The organism is Bacillus sp. UNC125MFCrub1.1 (assembly GCF_000701305.1).
Classification (GTDB): Bacteria; Bacillota; Bacilli; order Bacillales; family Bacillaceae; genus Bacillus; species Bacillus altitudinis.
In genome coordinates, this window is record NZ_JNIG01000010.1 from 399,395 (window position 1) to 418,016 (window position 18,622).

16 protein-coding genes and 5 tRNA genes are annotated in these 18,622 nt (G+C 43.4%); 3 read left to right on the forward strand and 18 right to left on the reverse strand.

Annotated elements, in window-relative coordinates; all coding sequences use genetic code 11:
* Nucleotides 1–2 precede the first annotated feature (2 nt).
* From N521_RS07190 to N521_RS07275, 18 genes are all read right to left on the reverse strand, one after another.
* Complete coding sequence (locus tag N521_RS07190) at nt 3–2,468, reverse strand: FtsX-like permease family protein (protein ID WP_035390662.1); 2,466 nt, start codon at nt 2,466–2,468, stop codon at nt 3–5.
* Nucleotides 2,437–3,156 carry an ABC transporter ATP-binding protein gene (locus N521_RS07195; RefSeq protein WP_035390664.1) on the reverse strand — a complete coding sequence of 240 codons (720 nt, stop codon included), beginning with the start codon at nt 3,154–3,156 and terminating at the stop codon, nt 2,437–2,439. Before N521_RS07195 ends, N521_RS07190 begins: the two co-directional genes overlap by 32 nt.
* 155 nt (nt 3,157–3,311) lie before the next feature.
* Entirely contained in the window at nt 3,312–4,076 is a 765-nt protein-coding gene (locus N521_RS07200; RefSeq protein WP_035390669.1) for an ABC transporter permease, read from the reverse strand.
* Entirely contained in the window at nt 4,073–4,990 is a 918-nt protein-coding gene (locus tag N521_RS07205; protein ID WP_035390671.1) for an ABC transporter ATP-binding protein, read from the reverse strand. Before N521_RS07205 ends, N521_RS07200 begins: the two co-directional genes overlap by 4 nt.
* A gap of 14 nt (nt 4,991–5,004) precedes the next feature.
* On the reverse strand, nt 5,005–5,196 hold the full coding sequence (locus N521_RS07210) for a PLD nuclease N-terminal domain-containing protein (protein WP_003217265.1): 192 nt from the start codon (nt 5,194–5,196) through the stop codon (nt 5,005–5,007).
* 160 nt (nt 5,197–5,356) lie between these two features.
* Entirely contained in the window at nt 5,357–5,713 is a 357-nt protein-coding gene (locus N521_RS07215) for a DUF2200 domain-containing protein (RefSeq protein ID WP_035390673.1), read from the reverse strand.
* Between the two features lie 482 nt (nt 5,714–6,195).
* Nucleotides 6,196–7,998 carry a glutamine--fructose-6-phosphate transaminase (isomerizing) gene (gene glmS / locus N521_RS07220; RefSeq protein ID WP_007498541.1) on the reverse strand — a complete coding sequence of 601 codons (1,803 nt, stop codon included), beginning with the start codon at nt 7,996–7,998 and terminating at the stop codon, nt 6,196–6,198.
* Between the two features lie 576 nt (nt 7,999–8,574).
* Nucleotides 8,575–9,921: a phosphoglucosamine mutase gene (gene glmM / locus N521_RS07225; RefSeq protein ID WP_008360584.1), complete on the reverse strand. Its 1,347-nt coding sequence runs from the start codon at nt 9,919–9,921 to the stop codon at nt 8,575–8,577.
* A 25-nt stretch (nt 9,922–9,946) separates the two neighbouring features.
* Nucleotides 9,947–11,353: a CdaR family protein gene (locus tag N521_RS07230; protein WP_035390676.1), complete on the reverse strand. Its 1,407-nt coding sequence runs from the start codon at nt 11,351–11,353 to the stop codon at nt 9,947–9,949.
* A complete protein-coding gene (gene cdaA, locus N521_RS07235; RefSeq protein WP_008344027.1) occupies nt 11,346–12,167 on the reverse strand; it encodes a diadenylate cyclase CdaA in 822 nt (273 codons plus the stop codon). Before cdaA ends, N521_RS07230 begins: the two co-directional genes overlap by 8 nt.
* A 204-nt stretch (nt 12,168–12,371) precedes the next feature.
* The gene (rsiW, locus tag N521_RS07240; protein ID WP_008344028.1) at nt 12,372–12,998 is read right to left on the reverse strand and encodes an anti-sigma-W factor RsiW; all 627 of its coding nucleotides are present in this window, start codon (nt 12,996–12,998) and stop codon (nt 12,372–12,374) included.
* 14 nt (nt 12,999–13,012) lie between these two features.
* Entirely contained in the window at nt 13,013–13,576 is a 564-nt protein-coding gene (gene sigW / locus N521_RS07245; RefSeq protein ID WP_007498553.1) for an RNA polymerase sigma factor SigW, read from the reverse strand.
* Nucleotides 13,577–13,759: 183 nt separating this feature from the next.
* Complete coding sequence (rocF, locus tag N521_RS07250) at nt 13,760–14,671, reverse strand: arginase (RefSeq protein ID WP_035390678.1); 912 nt, start codon at nt 14,669–14,671, stop codon at nt 13,760–13,762.
* A gap of 137 nt (nt 14,672–14,808) precedes the next feature.
* Nucleotides 14,809–14,880, reverse strand: a tRNA-Gln gene (locus N521_RS07255).
* Nucleotides 14,881–14,884: 4 nt separating this feature from the next.
* Nucleotides 14,885–14,969, reverse strand: a tRNA-Tyr gene (locus N521_RS07260).
* Nucleotides 14,970–14,997: 28 nt separating this feature from the next.
* Nucleotides 14,998–15,070 (reverse strand) — tRNA-Thr (locus tag N521_RS07265).
* A 3-nt stretch (nt 15,071–15,073) separates the two neighbouring features.
* Nucleotides 15,074–15,149: transfer RNA gene (locus N521_RS07270), tRNA-Val, on the reverse strand.
* 6 nt (nt 15,150–15,155) lie between these two features.
* A tRNA-Glu gene (locus N521_RS07275) sits at nt 15,156–15,230 on the reverse strand.
* Between the two features lie 220 nt (nt 15,231–15,450).
* Here N521_RS07275 and murQ point away from each other — a divergent pair.
* From murQ to N521_RS07290, 3 genes are read left to right on the forward strand one after another with little or no spacing between them, the layout of a single operon-like run.
* A complete protein-coding gene (gene murQ / locus N521_RS07280; RefSeq protein ID WP_035390680.1) occupies nt 15,451–16,362 on the forward strand; it encodes an N-acetylmuramic acid 6-phosphate etherase in 912 nt (303 codons plus the stop codon).
* 12 nt (nt 16,363–16,374) lie between these two features.
* Complete coding sequence (locus N521_RS07285) at nt 16,375–17,244, forward strand: MurR/RpiR family transcriptional regulator (RefSeq protein ID WP_007498558.1); 870 nt, start codon at nt 16,375–16,377, stop codon at nt 17,242–17,244.
* Nucleotides 17,241–18,620 (forward strand): PTS transporter subunit EIIC, encoded by a 1,380-nt coding sequence (locus N521_RS07290; RefSeq protein WP_008344031.1) that lies wholly within the window; start codon nt 17,241–17,243, stop codon nt 18,618–18,620. The genes N521_RS07285 and N521_RS07290 overlap by 4 nt, the downstream gene beginning before the upstream one ends.
* Nucleotides 18,621–18,622: the final 2 nt, after the last annotated feature.

Below are 18,622 nucleotides of genomic sequence, written 5' to 3' on the forward strand. Positions count from 1 at the left end.
ATTTAACCTTCTTTGAGAGATGATATCATCTCTATTTTACTCGCTGTCGCACTAGAAATCCACGAAGCCGCTAAACTGAGTGCAATTCCTGCGATCACTGCCAGCATTAGATGCACAAACGGCAATTGGAATGAAACAAATCCACCGAGCCAATCAGATTGGCTTGAAATATATAGAAGAATCACACCAAATAAAATGCCGCCAATCACACCTGTTAACCCAATGAGCACACCTTCTCCGACGATCATTTTTCTCACCTGCTGCTTTGTCAGCCCCAGCGCCCGCATGGTGCCAATCTCAGATGTTCGTTCAAGCGTGTTCATCAGCAGTGTATTGGCTGTTCCAATGCTCGCGAGCCCCATAATGAAAATGAGCATCATAGAAATTAACTCATTCATACCAGTGAAAGCCGATGTCGTTGATTTAATCTCATCCTCTACTGTTTTCACCTTTGAAAGCCGCTGTCCAAAGTCTTCCCATAGCTGATCTCGTAAAGACTCACCGGCACCTTTGTCTTTTAACGTAAGCAGGATATCAAGAGGCTGCGCCCACCCTAAATCCTCTTGTAAAAATGTCTGATCGACAAATGCCACATAACCCGAATGATGAGAAGTTTTGACCACATCAATGACTTGTAACTGTTGCCGGCCAGAAGGTGCATTGAGATACACACTCTCTCCAATACGCCCACCCCATTCATCAAAAGCACGCTCTCCTAACACGATAGAAGGCGTTTCTGATAATCGTTGATACAAATCGCCTTTATTGTCACCTTCTATAAAAGAAGGTCCTTTCTCATCCACACCGATGATAGAAAATTGTCTTTTCTCTCCATGGGCCGTTTCCCATGTCAAAGGAGCCGCTTCCATCATCGGTTCCACCCGCTCAACAGACTCATAGGATGACAGCTTTTCTTGATCCGCTTTCGTCCATGGCGCTTCAGAGGTAACCCTGAGATCACCGCCGTACGTTTGACGGATCTCTTTTTCATAGCCATCTGGAGCCGATTCAATGACCGCACTTAAAAGCAAGATCACAGCAATCCCAACAGCTAGAATCGCCGCCGTATTGGCATTTCGATTCAGTTGCTGCGTGACATGCTGCGAGGATAGATGGCCCGGGTAACCAAAGACAAACTTCAAAAGAGGCGCCAACAACCGGTTCAAAAAGAGCAGAAAAAATGGGAATAACAGAACCATGCTGGCTAAAATGCCAAGATAAGCAGCCGGATGATCCACCCATACAAATGAAAGCAAGCCTATCCCTATCACCGCTCTAATGACCGATTGTTTTTTCAGTGTAGAAGTTTGGGTAGTGGATTTTAAAGTCAGTAGCACAGACGTTTTCCCTGCATGATAGATCGGAAATAACGAAAACAGCACAGGGAACACAATACCAATGATCACTGAAATTACAACAGGCACTTGCCAATCTAACGAATACACCATATCAAAAGCGAACACACCAAGCAGTGTTTGCATGAACACATCTCCAAGCCAAACACCAATCGGCACCCCAATGGCTGTTCCAATACATGCCAAGATCAAAACCTCAATCAACATCAGCTTAGAAACAGAGCCCTGCGTATAACCAAAGCTCTTCATAATCGCAAATTCCTTTTTCCGTTCCATCACACTCGTATAAATCATATTAAACACGATAAAACCGCTCATAAACATCGACAGCCCTGCGATGAGGTAAAAGAACGTGTACAACCCGCCAATGTCATTACTTTGCCGGTCATCCGCCACCACAGGCTGGACAAAAACATCGGCATCCTTGAACTCTTTCTGTAAAGATTGAAAGAGCTGTTCCCCGCCTTCATTTGTCTGAAATCTCATATAAGAAAGCTGATCATCCATTCCCGTCCAGTCTCTCAATATATCAAGCGGCGCCATCACACGAAAGCTCGATGATTCTGCACTCTTCCAGTCACTCGGACTTGAAAGCAGCTGTGTATATTCCACAATGGCAGATACCTTCGCTTCGCCCAAATCAGAAAAACGAATGGTATCTCCCACTTTTTTATTCAGCAGCTTCGCCACAACATCTGGTATGACCAACCCCTGATTATCCAAACGCCCTTCAATCACAGGCAGCTTCAGTAAAGAGCTCGTTTGATCTTGTACTCCGGTAATGCGCACCGCCCGTTGGTTAAGAGAGTGATCACCTTCTACATCAAAAAACGTCTGTTTATCCAGCGCTAATAATGATCCTGTCACATCAGGATGCTTTAAAATGGATGAGATCTGTTCCTCATCATACGTATGATCATCACTCAACACCCAATAATCTGCATCAGCGACATACATTTGCTCATAATAATGAAACACATCATTTGTCGTTCGATCGGCAATGAGCATCGACGTGACAAAAGCAATCCCCACCATGATGCCTAAGACAGAAATGGCGAACCGCTTTTTATGCTGAATCATGTTACGCCATGAAATTCGCCACATACTGAGCATAATCATCATCCTTTCTAGAGATCACTTGATCAATAACACCGTCTTTAAAAAGGATGATTCGATCCGCAAATCCTGCTGCGAAAATATCATGCGTCACCATGATAATCGTCTGCTTGCTTTCTCGATTGAACTTGCACATTAACGCCAAAATATCCTCCGCTCTATGCCGGTCCAAGTTCCCCGTCGGCTCATCTGCTAACAACACTGACGGCTGATTGACTAGAGCTCTTGCAATCGCTACACGCTGCTGCTGCCCGCCGCTCAGCAAACTAGCCCGTTTCCGCCCAAGTCCATTCAAGCCAACAGCCTCTAACAGCTTTACAACCGTCTGTTGATTCTCCTTTGTTAAACGTCCATCTGCATGCAGCGGAAACGCCACATTTTCTTCGACAGTTAATGTAGGCAGCAGCTGATAATTTTGAAACACAAACCCAATCTGTTTTCTGCGAAAAATCGTTCTCTCTTTCTCATTCATCTCACTCAACTGATGCTCATCTATCAAAATCTCTCCATCAGTAGGCAGATCAAGCCCGCCTAACAGCTGAAGTAATGTACTTTTTCCAGAGCCACTTGGTCCCATCACCGCTACAAACTCCCCTTCTTCTACCGTCAAATCAACGCCCCTCAACACCTCAGTCCGCTCCTGGCCTTGAAAAAATTCCTTCTTCACATTCTTGATCTGAATCATCTGCAAACTCCTCCCATCCCTTTACGGAGTAATTATATACTAAGTATATATTATTTCAACATCAAAATCATGATAATATGCATTTATGTCTTATTTTTTACTTACTAAATATATAAAAGACCCTTTAGATTTTCATATCCAAAGGGTACATCATGCTATAATTCTTGTTTTCTAAAAAGAAACCATCCGATGAGAAAAAAGAAACCAATCAATACCGATACACCTAGAAAGCTTGTAAGTGCCTGATCCGAATAAGTCCCTCTATGAATCATCTCCTCAGCCGCACTTGTGACGCCTTTAGGTGCAAACTTCCCTAATGTGTCCTCATAAAACGAAGGAACGGTAAACAGGATGAGATTGATCAAAAGGGAAACACCGCCCGCAGTCACTGAGCGCTTAAAGAACGCCGATGCACAAATGGTCGATACCACAATGAGCAGTAGGTTCGGATAATACAAAAGCGTCCCTTTTAACACGTTGACCCAATCCACAAGCCCAAATTGGATGTCCACATAATAAACGGAAGCAAGCACTGCCACTATCAAACTAAACAAAGTTAAGCAGGCATAGGCACATGTTTTTGAGACATAATAACTCATTCGACTGATCGGTTTCACCATAATCATCGCCGTCACCCCAGAGGCACGCTCTCCAGCAATCGTCCCCATCACGATCATAATGAGGATAAACACGCCAAGCGAATCAAATTTACTCAAAGCACTGGCTAAAGCCTCTCCAGCACTAGGCTCTGGTATATAAAATGTAGACCCTTCAGGTAAATTAGCCGAATTCGATAAAAGATCCGGCAGCATTTTGAGCGTAATAGGCTGTGTAATCATTAAAATCGTAAAAATGATCGGCATAAATAAGATTTTATAACTAGTGAATAACTCCCTAAATTCCTTTTTCAACATCATCATGCCGTCACAACCTTCATGAAAATATCTTCAAGCGTCAGCTTAGATAATCGATATTGGATAAGAACACCGCCAGTTTCAGTGATGAGACCCGGCAGCTCCTTCAATGCCGTATGTTGATTGTTGACTCGCACCTGATAAGCGTCTCCTGTCTCCATACATTCCTCCACCCAATCCCGTTCTTTTAACAAAGCCACTAGTTTCGTATTCTGTTGTTCTAATTGAAATTCAATCACGGGCTGGATATAGTCTTCTTTGATCTGTTTCATCGAAGAGGACATCTCAATTTTGCCGCTGTTGATCATGATAATATGATCAGCCACACGTTCAATGTCATCTAAAATATGGGTCGACATAAAGATCAGCATCTCATGCTTTAGACGCTCAATCAAAGTCAGGACGTCTTTTCTCCCCATGGGATCAAGTGCCGACACAGGCTCATCTAGGATCAGAACCTGTGGGCTATTGATCAGCGCCTGTGCAATGGCAAGCCTCTGCTTCATGCCTCCACTATAGCTACCAATAACGCGATCCTTCGCCTCATACACACGGCAAAGCTTCAACAGCTCCTCTGTTTTGGAACGAATGATGTTTTTCTCTAAATGAAATAACCCGCCAACCCAATGCATCCACTCCTGCCCCGTCATATCCTGATAAAATGCAGGATGCTGCGGACAGTACCCAATCACCTGACTGATTTGATCCATGTCCCTTGTGACATCCAAACCCGCCACCTTCACAACGCCAGACGTAGGACGAGCAAGCCCCGTCAAAATTCGGATCGTCGTTGTCTTCCCCGCTCCATTGGCTCCTAAAAAGCCAACACATCCAACCTCCCCAACAGAAAAAGAGACATCTTTTAACACTTCATGCCGTCCATACGATTTCGTCAGCCCGTAACACTCCAACATATTCAAGCGAATCCCCCCTACTAAGATTGTTTACGACCAAAAATGAAATACGCAATAGGACCGGCACTCGCCACAAACACAATCACCAAAGCCCAAACCCACTTCACCTCTCCCCTAATCCTCGATGGATCTCTTTTCAACAAATCAAACAAACCAATCACCATTAAAATCGCTTGTAGCAAAATAAGAGGTAAAATCATCTTCATATCCATACACGCCACTCCCTTTTCAAACGTCAATTTGTTTTGATATTACTTCTTTTGACGACATGAAGAGAGAATTCGTTCAAATGGATTTTATTTTTATTGGTCGAATGGTCTATAAATATAAAAAAGCCCAGTGAAGTTTATTCACTGGGCTCGCTTGTGATGTTCATGACGAATCTCGCAAAATCTTTTCCATTTTCTTTCCCTTCGCTAACTCATCAATCAGCTTATCTAGATAACGAATGTTCTGCATGGTCTCTTCCTCAATGTCCTCTACTCTAACACCACAGATGACTCCTTTAATTAAGCTGCGGGAAGGATGAAGCTCAGGAGCCTCGGCAAAAAAAGTTTCAATGTCTATCTGCTTGTCCAACTGTTCCTCAAGCTCTTCTGGACTGTAGCCTGTTAACCAACAAATAATCGTATCGACTTCAGCTTTCGTTTTTCCCTTTCTCTCTGCCTTTGCGATGTAGAGAGGATAGACTTTTGCGAAACTCATTGTGTAGATTTTAGGTTTGGTCATGTGTCTGCTCTCTTTCTTCGTTAAATATTTAACCTGTCATGCTTTCTCAAGGGGCCGCTCTCTCATTATGCATTTAGTATAATGTGTTAAAAATACAACTTATAAACGATGATATATGCCTTTATTATTTCTTTCATCTTTTTTGAAAGCTCTATATTTAAGAAATTGAACGATACAAAATCCAAGGAATACACCAATTGGTCCTCCGCTTGAGACAGGACCACCAATTAAACAATAAGAAATGACAAACAATGCAATATAACCAATTATGAAAAAAACAATTCCCCATTTTTCTTTTTTTACATATCGAATAAAAATAATATTTCCCCCCTAAGAATATTTATCATAATAGCAACATGGAAATAGTATCTATCAATCAAAGTTCAGTTTAAATCTTTCAACTGCTAGTTCTATTGACACAAAAATACCCCTTTAGACAATTATATCTAAAGGGGTATCAAAAATCCGATTTTATTTAATCCCTACTCCACCGTCACACTCTTCGCAAGGTTACGTGGTTTATCCACATCACACCCGCGGTGAAGGGCTGCGTAGTAAGCGATTAGCTGTAATGGAACAACAGATGCAAGTGGTGCAAGTGCTGGGTGTACAGCTGGAAGGACGAAACGGTCGCCTTCGTCTTCTAGGCCTTTTAGTGAGATGACACATGGGTTTGCACCACGTGCAACGACTTCTTTGACGTTACCACGAATGCTGAGGTTCACGTGCTCTTGCGTGGCAAGGGCAATGACCGGTGTGCCTTCTTCAATTAAAGCAATGGTGCCGTGTTTGAGTTCTCCGCCAGCAAAGCCTTCTGCTTGGATGTAAGAGATCTCTTTTAGTTTGAGTGAACCTTCAAGGCACACATAGTAGTCAAGTCCTCTTCCGATAAAGAATGCGTTACGTGTCACTGTGAAGAAATCACGAGCGATTTGTTCCATTTCATCCTTTTGATCGACAAGGGCTTCCATTGCGTTTGCTACAATCCCAAGCTCTTTCACAAGATCAAAGTCAAGAGATTGACCATTTAATTCAGCTGCAACAGATGCAAGGATTGCAAGTACAGCGATTTGTGCTGTGTAGGCTTTTGTTGAAGCCACTGCGATTTCTGGTCCTGCATGAAGAAGCAATGTGAAGTCCGCTTCACGAGAAAGCGTAGATCCTGGTACGTTTGTGATCGTTAATGCTTTATGACCAAGCTCTTTGACTTGAACAAGTACAGCACGGCTGTCCGCAGTCTCCCCAGATTGAGAAAGGAAGATGAACAACGGCTTTTTCGATAGAAGCGGCATGTTGTAAGAGAATTCACTTGCTACATGAACTTCTACAGGTACTTTCGCCCAGTCTTCAATGTATTGTTTACCAACAAGTCCAGCATGGTAGCTCGTTCCGCAAGCCACAATATAAATGCGGTCTGCTTCTGCTACTGCGCTTGCGATATCGCCAGCGACTGACAGCTTGCCGTTTTCGTCTTGATATTCTTGGATGATTTTGCGCATCACTAGCGGCTGTTCATCCGTTTCTTTTAACATGTAGTGAGGATATGTGCCTTTCTCAATGTCGCTTGCATCTAGCTCAGCGATATAAGAAGGACGTGTCATGATATCACCGTCAAGGTTTTTAATAATAACCTCGTCTTTAGTAACAATGACCATTTCTTTATCCATTAATTCCGCATATTCGTTTGTTACTTGAAGCATCGCCATTGCGTCAGAAGCCACAACGTTGAAATCTTCGCCGAAACCAACCAATAATGGGCTTTTGTTTTTCGCCACATAGATTGTTTCTTTGTTTTCGTTATCGAAAAGGGCAATTGCGTAAGAGCCTTTTAGTTGAAGAAGCGTTTGACGGAAAGCTTCCTCTGTATCAAGACCTCTGTTCACAAATTGTTCGATGACTTGAACAACAACCTCTGTATCTGTGTCGCTTTTTAGTGTGACGTCTTGTAAATATTCGCGTGTCAATTGTACATAGTTCTCGATGACACCGTTATGAACAAGCGTAAAACGGCCAGAAGCACTTTGATGCGGATGCGCATTTAGATGGCTTGGTACACCGTGAGTTGCCCAGCGTGTATGTCCAATTCCTGCTGAAGATGCCACGTTTGCATCTACAACTTCACGAAGCTCAGCGATACGTCCTTTTTCTTTGAACACATGCACGCCATCTTCGTTTGCCACAGCGATACCTGCTGAGTCATACCCACGGTACTCAAGCTTCTCTAAACCTTTTAATAAGATTTCCTTCGCATCATTCTGACCAATATAACCTACGATTCCACACATAAATATTCTTCCTCCCGATCATGTGAAAGGGACAAAGAAAGCCTACTAAAATAGAAGGGACATTTCTTCGTCCCTCTCTACATGTTTATTTTGGGAGATCATGTGTATTCCCTTTGTACAAAGAGTCACCTCTTTGCTTTAAAGAAACACTTACGGCTGTGATCTCTATATTTGATCAGCCGGGAGGCATCCGCCGAAAAATTCGATAACCTCCATCCTCGTCAACTAAGCATCTGTCGTTCGATCGCTTAGTTCGGGCGCTATAATTATAAGAGTGGCTGAACATCTACCCTGCCTTTCCTGCTAGAATAAAAATCCAGTAACACAAGGATGATTGTACTATAAGGTCTGACCTCCGTCAATCACAATTTAGCGGGTGATCCCTTTCATGTGAGAAAGTAAGACCTCCCTACACTATATGCGATGAGGCTTGTCACGTTCTACCTTTGATGTGCTCTCTTATGTATGAAAGCAAGCAGCAAATTGCCCTCGCTTATATGATTCGTATAGAACTTTCCTCTTATGACGTTTATTCGAAAAAAAGCAAACCGCTACTTTGCGATTTGCTTTGATCGATTACTCAATACCCATTTCTTCTTTGACAACAGCCGTAATGCGAGCCACGTATTCATCACACAGCTCTTTTGTTTTCGCCTCTGCCATGACACGTACAAGCGGTTCTGTTCCTGATGGACGAACCAGGATGCGTCCGTCACCGTTCATCTCTTTTTCAACCTCTTGGATCACAGCTTTTACTTTTTCATTTTCTTCCACTTTATACTTATCAGATACCTTCACATTCACTAGAAGCTGCGGGAATTTCTCCATTTCAGCTGCAAGCTCTGACAATGTTTTTCCTGTTGCTTTTAGTGTATTCACCAACATGATCGCTGAAAGCATGCCGTCACCTGTCGTATTATAATCAAGGAAAATCAAGTGGCCTGACTGCTCGCCTCCGACATTATAGCCATCCTTTTTCATCGCCTCGACCACATAGCGGTCACCAACAGCGGTTTGAATGCTCTTAATGCCTTGCTTCTCAAGCGCTTTATAGAAACCAAGGTTACTCATGACCGTTGATACGACCGTGTCATCCTTCAATCGGCCTTCACCCTTTAGATAACGTGCACATATGTACATAATTTGATCGCCGTCTACAATATCACCTTTTTCATCGACTGCAATTAAGCGGTCGCCGTCGCCATCAAACGCAAGACCAATATCGGCTCCTTTTTCTTTCACAAAAGCAGAAAGTGCCTCTGGATGAGTAGAACCTACGCCATCGTTGATATTCAATCCGTTTGGTGATGTTCCCATTGTTGACACATCTGCATCTAAATCTGCAAATAAATGTGTTGCAAGAGAAGATGTTGCACCATGTGCACAATCAAGCGCTACGTGAATGCCTGTGAAATCCTCGTCCGCTGTCTGCTTCAAGAATTGCAAGTACTTCTGACCGCCTTCAAAGTAGTCATTCACGGTTCCAAGATCGGCTCCCACTGGGCGTGGCAATTGATCGACCGGCTGATCCATCAGCTGCTCGATTTCATTCTCCTGTTCATCTGACAGTTTAAAGCCGTCACCGCCGAAAAATTTAATTCCGTTGTCTTGAACTGGGTTATGCGAAGCTGAAATCATGACACCTGCTTCTGCATCCATTGCCTTCGTTAAATAAGACACACCAGGTGTTGAGATCACACCTAAACGCATGACTTCAGCCCCAATTGAAAGTAAGCCTGCTACGAGTGCTCCTTCTAACATATGACCAGATACACGCGTGTCTCGTCCAACGAGTACCTTTGGACGTTCTTTATCCTTCGTGAGCACATAGCCGCCAAATCTCCCAATTTTAAATGCGAGCTCTGGCGTTAATTCGCTATTAGCCACACCCCTTACACCATCAGTTCCAAAGTACTTGCCCATGTTTCAATCGCTCCTTTTTTACCATTCAAGAGGACGCTGCGTCCTCTTTGTTATCTTCTTTGACCCGCTGTCTTTGACTTGATTCTTTTTTTGCTTTATCTTGTGTAGATTCCTTTTGACTCTTCTCTTCCTGATCATCATCGGATGATTGATCTTTCCGATCATTCGTAGAAGCCGGCTGATCTTCTGTATCAGTAGAAGTCAGTTTCACTTTGACCTTCGATCTAGATAAAGTCCATGTCACATTTTGAGGGCCATTCACTTGTACTTTGACCTCATGTGTTCCTTCGTTTAAGTCCCCGACATTGATATAGGCTTCAATATCTGAAGCCTTTAGTTTATCGATTGCACTCTTTGAACCTTTTGCTGTTAGTGTGAGACGCCCTGAAGACGGACTCACAAATGCAGAGCTAAGATCCTTGCTCAGACCCACGACAGAAATTGGGACATTATCGATCTTTTTTTCTTCAGCTGTTGCAACCTTCACTTTGATTTTAACAGTTTCAGGCGATACCTTTTTCACACCATCTGGCAGTGGAATGTCGGCATCAATCTCTGTATCATCTTTAATCTTGCTTAGGTCCAGCTGAACGCCGTCAATAAAATCAAGTGCATCCAGCACCTTTTGAGAACCGTAGACTGTCACCTCACTTGGGCTTGTCTCGATGCTTGAGATACTAATCCCATCTGGCAAGCTGCCCGTCCGCTCAATCTTAAACGGAACTTTCTTGCTTGGACTCGTAATCGGGACCGTAATATCTACCACAGACGGACTCACTTCGACTGGTAGCTCATTCCCACTGCTATCATACACAGTGAGCTTCGCTTCTTTCTCAATTTGCTGATCGACATCCTCTAAGTTCACAAATGCTTTAATGACAGAAATTTTGTCGATCACGTCTTTTGAGCCAGTAACCGTGACATTTTTCGGATTCACAATAGGCTGCTCTGGTGAATAGCCGTCTTTGATTTTATTTTGATTATAAAATTCCGTTTCAACAGGGAATTCAGCTGTCGTTTTTTCTTGTATCGTCACAGTCGTCACAGACGGATTAATCGTTAACGTGATTCCTTTCGATACATCTCTTGCCTTCAATTCGACTTTATGTGTACCTGTCGTCAGGTTTTGCATATCTGCGTAAATTTCAAAATTTTTCGTTTGTCTTGCTGTTTTCACAGCACTAGTTGATCCTTTAATCGTGACATTGACTGTCTGCGGCACACCAGTGACTACATACTTTTCGTCGTCATAATATGCTTTAACAGGAATGTCCGTTAAGGTTGCTTCGTCTGTTGTCGATGTTGGGAAAAAGGATTCACCGATTTTTTTCGGCGTGGGCGCTTGCGCTGAATTGACTGCACCATACAGCAATAAAGCGAAGACCAATGCAAGAAACTTAACGGCCCAGCGATTATTCAAAATCTTATCCATTTTTCTTGCCCCTCCAATACCATTTGGTCGAGGAAGCATCTTTGCTGTTCTTACTAAACTCAGCAATCAGCATTTCTTCAAGCGCTTCTTCTGTCAATTCTCGATGGAGATCACCATTTCTTGCGACACTAATGCCGCCTGTCTCCTCGGAGACGATGACGGTTAAACTGTCCGTTACTTCACTAATACCAACTGCCGCGCGGTGACGTGTACCGAGCTCCTTAGAGATAAAAGGACTTTCAGACAGCGGTAAATAACACGCTGCAGCTGCAATCTCATCACGCTTCATAATCACAGCGCCGTCATGAAGCGGTGTATTCGGAATGAAGATATTAATCAGCAGCTCAGAACTGACCTTTGCATTTAAAGGAATTCCGGTCTCTATGTAATCATTCATTCCAGTATCGCGCTCAATCGTTAACAGCGCGCCTATTCTTCGTTTTGCCATATAGTTAATTGCTTTTGTAATTGCCTCGATCGTTTTCTGCTGCTGTTCCTCTACAGGTGTTCCGCTTCTAGAGAAGAAACGGCCGCGCCCAAGCTGCTCAAGCGCTCTCCTTAGCTCTGGCTGAAAAATAATAATGATCGCAAGGAACCCCCACGTAATCGCTTGATCCATCAGCCATTGAAGTGTGTTAAGACCGAGATACGCACTTCCCATCCTGACGAGAACAATGACGACAATTCCCTTTAAAAGCTGAACCGCTTTTGTTCCGCGGATGACCATCATTAATTTATATATCACATACCAAACAACGAGAATATCAACAGCATTACCGAGGTACTGCAAAAAAGGAATATCCCCTAAAGCCATTTCCTCGTCCTCCAGAATTTTCAGTTATTCTTCGTTCGATTCATTTTTTATAAAAAAAGAGCCTATGTGTAAGTACATAGCGTGGCTATTATACCACATTTTGTTTCAGCAAGGAAAATAGTTGCCATATCTGGCTGGCATTCAAGTCTGTCCATCAATAGAAAAAGAGCAGTCCCCTTAGAGACTGCTCTCAAACTGTTTGATTTACTTTTGCTCCTCTGGACCAATGACCCGCATCACATCTTGTGCTGTAGATTTCATTTTGTACCAAACCCAATCAAACACTTCATTAATTTCATTGATTTGACCAGTGACTTGTCCGGCAGAAGCAGTCAGCTGTTCTCCATTGACGACTGTTACGTTTCCATCAACCTTGCCTTCTACAATCAGCTTGCCATTTTTCACAGTGACATCACCTTTGACGGTTTCCCCTTTAGGTACCGTCACTGTATCATTTTCAACCACGAGATTCGGCTGCTTTGACACACTGAAATTATGATCCGTATTCCAGCTTGTAAACAGACTGCCTCCCATCAATATGACAAAGAGGGCAGCGGCGACCATTAGCGGATGAGCTTTGATCCATCTTTGAATCGACACACGCTTTTTCTCCTTTGGAAGACCTGCCATCACCTTTGCAGTGAAATCAGATGGTGCTTCTATATGAGATGTACTCTGCACGAGCGCGATGGATTTCTCAATTTGTTGAAAATGAGTACGGCATTCCTCACACGATTGCAGATGGCTCTTTAATTCTTTTTCATCTTCGGGCTCTATGTCCCCGTCTAAATACTGATGCATAAGCAGGACGATTTTTTCCTGACAGCTCATCAAAATCACCTCACTCAAAGGTCTCTCAACTGTTTCCGGAGAGCCTCTCTACCCCTGTGTATTCTCGTTTTCACCGTACCAACTGGTATATTCAGAATCTCACTAATTTCTTTTAACGAGAGTTCATCAATATACTTTAATACGATGACCGAGCGATATTTATCGGGTAATCTTAAAATTTTTTGCTGAATGGTGCTCGATAATTCAAGCGACACCACCTCGTCCTCTGGCAAAATGCCGTCAGCCGCAATTTGAGAATACATATTCAGTCCTTCTGTCCCTGCCACCTCTGCATCTAAATAATAATCCGGCTTTTTTTTACGAATACGGTCGATGGTCAGGTTGGTTGCAATGCGGTACAGCCACGTGGAAAACTTACGATTCACATCAAAGCTCTCAATATTCACATAGGCACGAATAAACGCCTCCTGCGCAATATCTTCTGCTTCATGTGCATTCCCAAGCATACGATAGCACAGCTGATAAATTTTGTCTTTATACAGGTCTACGATGTCTGCAAATGCGTTCTGGTCGCCTTTTTTCACTTGCTTAATTCTCTTTTTAATCATTGTTTCCATAGTATATTCAACCTCTGCCTTCACCGGTCTTTATGTATACGAACCTCGTTCCAAAAGGTTTCATTCTCCTCTAAAAAATAGTGTAACAAATTTTTGACAGCATGTTACGCTTATCAGCCGGTAAAAACCTTAACATATCCTTAAATTTCCCCAAAATAAAAAAAAGCGGGAACAAGTCCCGCTCTATAATAGCTTTTCACCCATTAAAGAACCAATTAATGCAACTGCCGCTTCTGCTGTTTTATTTTTCTCATCTAATACCGGATTCACCTCAACAAACTCAGCAGAAGTCAAAATACCCGCTTCCTCTAAAAGCTCCATTGCAAGATGACTCTCCCTATAACTGATGCCGCCAGCAACCGGCGTTCCCACGCCAGGGCACTCCGCTGGATCAAGGCCATCTAAATCAAGCGACAAATGAACACCATCTGTTCTTTCTTTTAAATACGCAATGGCTTCCTCCATCACTCTCGTCATCCCTAATCGATCGATTTCATGCATCGTATACACTTTAATGCCTTTTTCTCTAATCAATGCCCGCTCTCCTTCATCTAAAGAACGAGCACCGATCAAGATCACATTCTCAGGCTTTACTTTAGGTGTATAACCGCCGATATTGATTAGATCATCATGCCCAAAGCCGAGACTGACAGCAAGTGGCATCCCATGAATATTTCCAGAAGGAGAGGTTTCCTCTGTATTTAAATCACCGTGTGCATCATACCAAATGACACCCAAATTTTCATAATGCTCGGCTACACCGGCTAGTGTACCAATTGCAATGCTATGATCCCCGCCTAAAATCAGCGGAAACGAACCTGACTGCACAATACTGCTAACCTTTTCAGCAAGAAGCTGGTTTGCGCCAGCATTCTCCGTTAAGTTTTTCAGTTTTTCACTTGTATAGAGACCTTTCTCATCATCCCTTTGCTCAACAGGAATATCCCCTAAATCCTCGACACCAAATGAAAGCGATTCCAATTTTTCTTTTACACCAGCACAGCGAATGGCACTCGGCCCCATATCGACGCCCCTTCTCATTTGACCGAGATCCATCGGCACCCCAACAATCGTGACCTTCTTTTGATCTCCCATATGTACATCCCCTTTCCGTTCATGCTTATATTTTACTTTCTCGGTGCCTTCTGACTCAACTCAACAATATTTTGAATAGTTATACATTCCAATCGTCAAAATAAAAAAAAGACACCTTTTTAAAAAAGGTGTCTTAACTGGGCTAGCTGGATTCGAACCAACGCATGACGGAGTCAAAGTCCGTTGCCTTACCGCTTGGCTATAGCCCAAAAATGGTGGAGGGGGGCGGATTCGAACCGCCGAACCCGGAGGGAGCGGATTTACAGTCCGCCGCGTTTAGCCACTTCGCTACCCCTCCACATATGGAATTGATAAAAGAAAAACAGTGCCGGCAAGAGGACTTGAACCCCCAACCTACTGATTACAAGTCAGTTGCTCTACCAGTTGAGCTACACCGGCATATGGTGGAGGATGACGGGCTCGAACCGCCGACCCTCTGCTTGTAAGGCAGATGCTCTCCCAGCTGAGCTAATCCTCCACATGATGGTGACCCGTACGGGATTCGAACCCGTGTTACCGCCGTGAAAGGGCGGTGTCTTAACCGCTTGACCAACGGGCCAGTTTGTCAAGTTTACTGTTTCCGTGAAGCTGACAAAAGTTATTATATACAGGTTGTCCCCCTTTTGTAAAGGGGATTTTTATTTTTTTTATTTTCTAACTATTCAACCCTCATCAGCACAACATTTTGACTGAAATATAATTTCAGTATTTAAATATAATATTGAAATTTCATATCATACTCAATATACTGAAAATGAAGAAATAAGGAGGTATGTCACATGCAGCCATCTCAACTGCGTTCTTTGACAACAGAATCAAGAAACCCTAACACCATGGGAATTTCACAAGCAAGCCCGCTAGAAATGCTCCAAATGATAAATGAGGAAGATATGAAGGTCGCTCAAGCCGTCAACCGTGTCCTTCCAGACGTAAAGACAGCAAGTGACTTTGCCTTTGAATCCATCTCGAATGGAGGCAGACTCATTTATCTAGGCGCTGGAACAAGCGGCAGAATTGGGGTAATGGATGCGGTCGAATGTCCACCTACCTATAGCATTTCACCTGATGTCATCGTAGGCATCATGGCCGGTGGAGACTCTGCCTTTTCACATGCAGCAGAAGATGTGGAAGACAGTGAAGAAGCTGGTCAAAAAGATTTAGAACACATCCACCTGACATCAAAAGATACGGTTGTCGGCATCGCGGCTAGCGGCAGAACACCCTATATCATTGGCGCTTTAAACTATGCTAGAACCATTGGAGCAAAAACAGTAGCCCTCAGCTGCAATGAACAAGCAGAGATTAGCGAACTAGCAGACTGCGCCATTGAAGTCGTCGTAGGACCAGAAGTCATCACTGGGTCAACACGAATGAAAGCCGCATCCGCTCATAAAATGATTTTAAATATGCTTTCCACCTCTGTCATGATTAGACAAGGCAAAGTATATGAAAACCTGATGGTAGATGTAAAAGTAAGCAATCATAAACTAAAAGAACGCGCCATCACCATCATTCAGCATGTGACCAATGCTTCCTACGAACAAGCCGTAAAAGCCCTTGAAGCAGCCGATTTAGAAGTTAAAACAGCCATCGTCATGCTCCAAACCAAAACAGATAAAAAGACAGCCAAAGACCTGCTCAACAAAGCAGATGGTCACATCGACAAAGCCATCTTACGTTATCAATCTTAAAGGAGGAAACTCATGTCAGCAGGCGGACTCACCCTACTACACACAATGAAATCAAAGCTTCCCCAATCTGAAAAAATCATTGCAGACTATATCCTTGCCCATCCTGACAAAGTCATTAAAAGCACAGTGCATGAAATCAGTCAGGCTGCCGGTGCAAGCAGCTCTGCCGTCATCCGCCTCTGTAAGTCTCTCGGGCTGGATGGCTATCACGATTTGAAAATGCGGATCGCTGGAGACTTAATGCACACTGATAAACAAGGCTACCGGGATATCGAACAAGATGAACCACTTCAATCCATTATTCAAAAGACAGCAGGAAACACCATTCAATCGATCAAAGATACAGCCTCTATTTTAAATGTAGAAGCTTTAGAAAAAGCTGTTCAACTGCTGTTGAATGCAAACCAAATCCATTTTATCGGTGTGGGTGCATCTGGCATCGTCGCAGCTGATGCCCAGCAGAAATTTCTCAGAATCAATTATGCAGCCACAGCCTTCACTGACATGCACATCGCATCTACGGTCATCGCAAATGCTGGAAAGAATGACATTGTGTTCGGTATATCCTTCTCAGGAGAAACATTAGACATCATCCAAGCCCTTCAGCTCGCAAAAGAAAATGAAGTGAAAACCATTGCTTTAACGCATCCAGGGCATACAAGCGTTTCTGCATTGTGTGATGTCCATCTATCAACGTCCGGTTCCAATGAAGCACCTTTTCGCAGTGCTGCCACTTCCTCTAGAATGGCACAGCTCTATTTAATCGATGTCTTGTTCCTCAGTTTAGCCTCCCGTCAATATGAACAGACAGCACAATATATTGACAAAACAAGGCATGCCATCCGCTCCATGAAACGAAAAACAAAGGGGGATTCAACATGAGTCATCAAAAAAAATATCAGCAGTTGGCGAAAGAAATCCTTTCACTCTGTGGTGGTTCTGAAAACATCTCTTCCCACACACATTGTATGACACGTCTCCGAATTACACCCATTGATCGTGAAAAAGTGCAAACCACCGCGATCAAAGAACTCGATGGCGTCATTGGCGTCGTCGAAGCGGAAACACTGCAAATCATTTTAGGCACAGGTGTTGTCAACCAAGTATCAAGTGCATTTGAACAGCTGCTCAATGCCTCAGGTTCATATGACTTAAACAACGAAGCACAGAAAAACAAACAAGCCATTTCACAAAAGAACCGCACACCATTCAAGCTGTTCTTACGGCGGATCGCCAGCATTTTCATTCCCATTATTCCAGCACTCGTTGCATCGGGTCTTATTACGGGTATTACAAAAGCGGTCGTGCAAGCAGGCTGGCTCGATGAAAAATCTCAAGCTGCGATTATCCTAACCGTTATAGGCTCAGGTTTGTTTGCTTATCTCGGTATATTAGTAGGAACAAACGCCGCAAAAGAATTTGGTGGCTCTCCTGCATTGGGCGCATTAGCAGGTATTCTCATCATTAACCCAGCTGCTGCTGATATTATGTTATTTGGCACTAATATTCTACCAGGTAGAGGCGGACTCATCGGTGTTCTTCTTGCAGCTATTTTTATGGCACTTGTTGAAACCCGGATCAGACGCTTCGTCCCGCAATCACTCGATATCATCGTCACACCAACCATCACACTACTCATTACAGGCATTTTCACGTACGTTATCTTCATGCCAGTCGGCGGATTTATATCTGATGCCATCACCTCTGGACTTACTTATCTATTAAACATTGGCGGTATTTTTGCCGGATTTGTTCTTGGTGCGACCTTCCTTCCTCTTGTTGTCACTGGACTTCACCAAGGTCTAACACCTATTCATATGGAACTGATTAATTCAATTGGAGATGACCCGCTTCTGCCAATCCTCGCTATGGGAGGCGCAGGACAGGTCGGTGCTGCCTTTGCCATTTATATGAAAACAAAAAAGAAAAAGCTGAAAAGAGCCATTGCAGGCGGACTTCCTTCAGGAATGCTTGGAATTGGAGAACCGCTCATTTTCGGTGTCACACTCCCGCTCGGAAGACCCTTCCTCACTGCTTGTCTAGGTGCTGGAATCGGCGGAGCATTTCAAGCCTATTTCCAAATCGCCACTAAAGCAATCGGGGTATCAGGTCTCCCATTAACCTTTATCGTTCACACACATCAAATGCTACTTTACTTAATAGGACTCTTCATTGCATATGTCGCTGGATTTATCTTCACATACTTATTTGGATTTCATGATGATATGGCTGTTGAATTCGAGGAAAATAAGCAATAGGA

Coding starts and splice junctions, on each gene's coding strand:
- N521_RS07190 (WP_035390662.1), bottom strand. CDS start 2,468: ATGCTCAGTATGTGGCGAATTTCATGGCGTAACATGATTCAGCATAAA.
- N521_RS07195 (WP_035390664.1), bottom strand. CDS start 3,156: ATGATTCAGATCAAGAATGTGAAGAAGGAATTTTTTCAAGGCCAGGAG.
- N521_RS07200 (WP_035390669.1), bottom strand. CDS start 4,076: ATGATGATGTTGAAAAAGGAATTTAGGGAGTTATTCACTAGTTATAAA.
- N521_RS07210 (WP_003217265.1), bottom strand. CDS start 5,196: ATGGATATGAAGATGATTTTACCTCTTATTTTGCTACAAGCGATTTTA.
- N521_RS07215 (WP_035390673.1), bottom strand. CDS start 5,713: ATGACCAAACCTAAAATCTACACAATGAGTTTCGCAAAAGTCTATCCT.
- glmS (WP_007498541.1), bottom strand. CDS start 7,998: ATGTGTGGAATCGTAGGTTATATTGGTCAGAATGATGCGAAGGAAATC.
- glmM (WP_008360584.1), bottom strand. CDS start 9,921: ATGGGCAAGTACTTTGGAACTGATGGTGTAAGGGGTGTGGCTAATAGC.
- N521_RS07230 (WP_035390676.1), bottom strand. CDS start 11,353: ATGGATAAGATTTTGAATAATCGCTGGGCCGTTAAGTTTCTTGCATTG.
- cdaA (WP_008344027.1), bottom strand. CDS start 12,167: ATGGCTTTAGGGGATATTCCTTTTTTGCAGTACCTCGGTAATGCTGTT.
- rsiW (WP_008344028.1), bottom strand. CDS start 12,998: ATGAGCTGTCAGGAAAAAATCGTCCTGCTTATGCATCAGTATTTAGAC.
- sigW (WP_007498553.1), bottom strand. CDS start 13,576: ATGGAAACAATGATTAAAAAGAGAATTAAGCAAGTGAAAAAAGGCGAC.
- rocF (WP_035390678.1), bottom strand. CDS start 14,671: ATGGGAGATCAAAAGAAGGTCACGATTGTTGGGGTGCCGATGGATCTC.
- murQ (WP_035390680.1), top strand. CDS start 15,451: ATGCAGCCATCTCAACTGCGTTCTTTGACAACAGAATCAAGAAACCCT.
- N521_RS07285 (WP_007498558.1), top strand. CDS start 16,375: ATGTCAGCAGGCGGACTCACCCTACTACACACAATGAAATCAAAGCTT.
- N521_RS07290 (WP_008344031.1), top strand. CDS start 17,241: ATGAGTCATCAAAAAAAATATCAGCAGTTGGCGAAAGAAATCCTTTCA.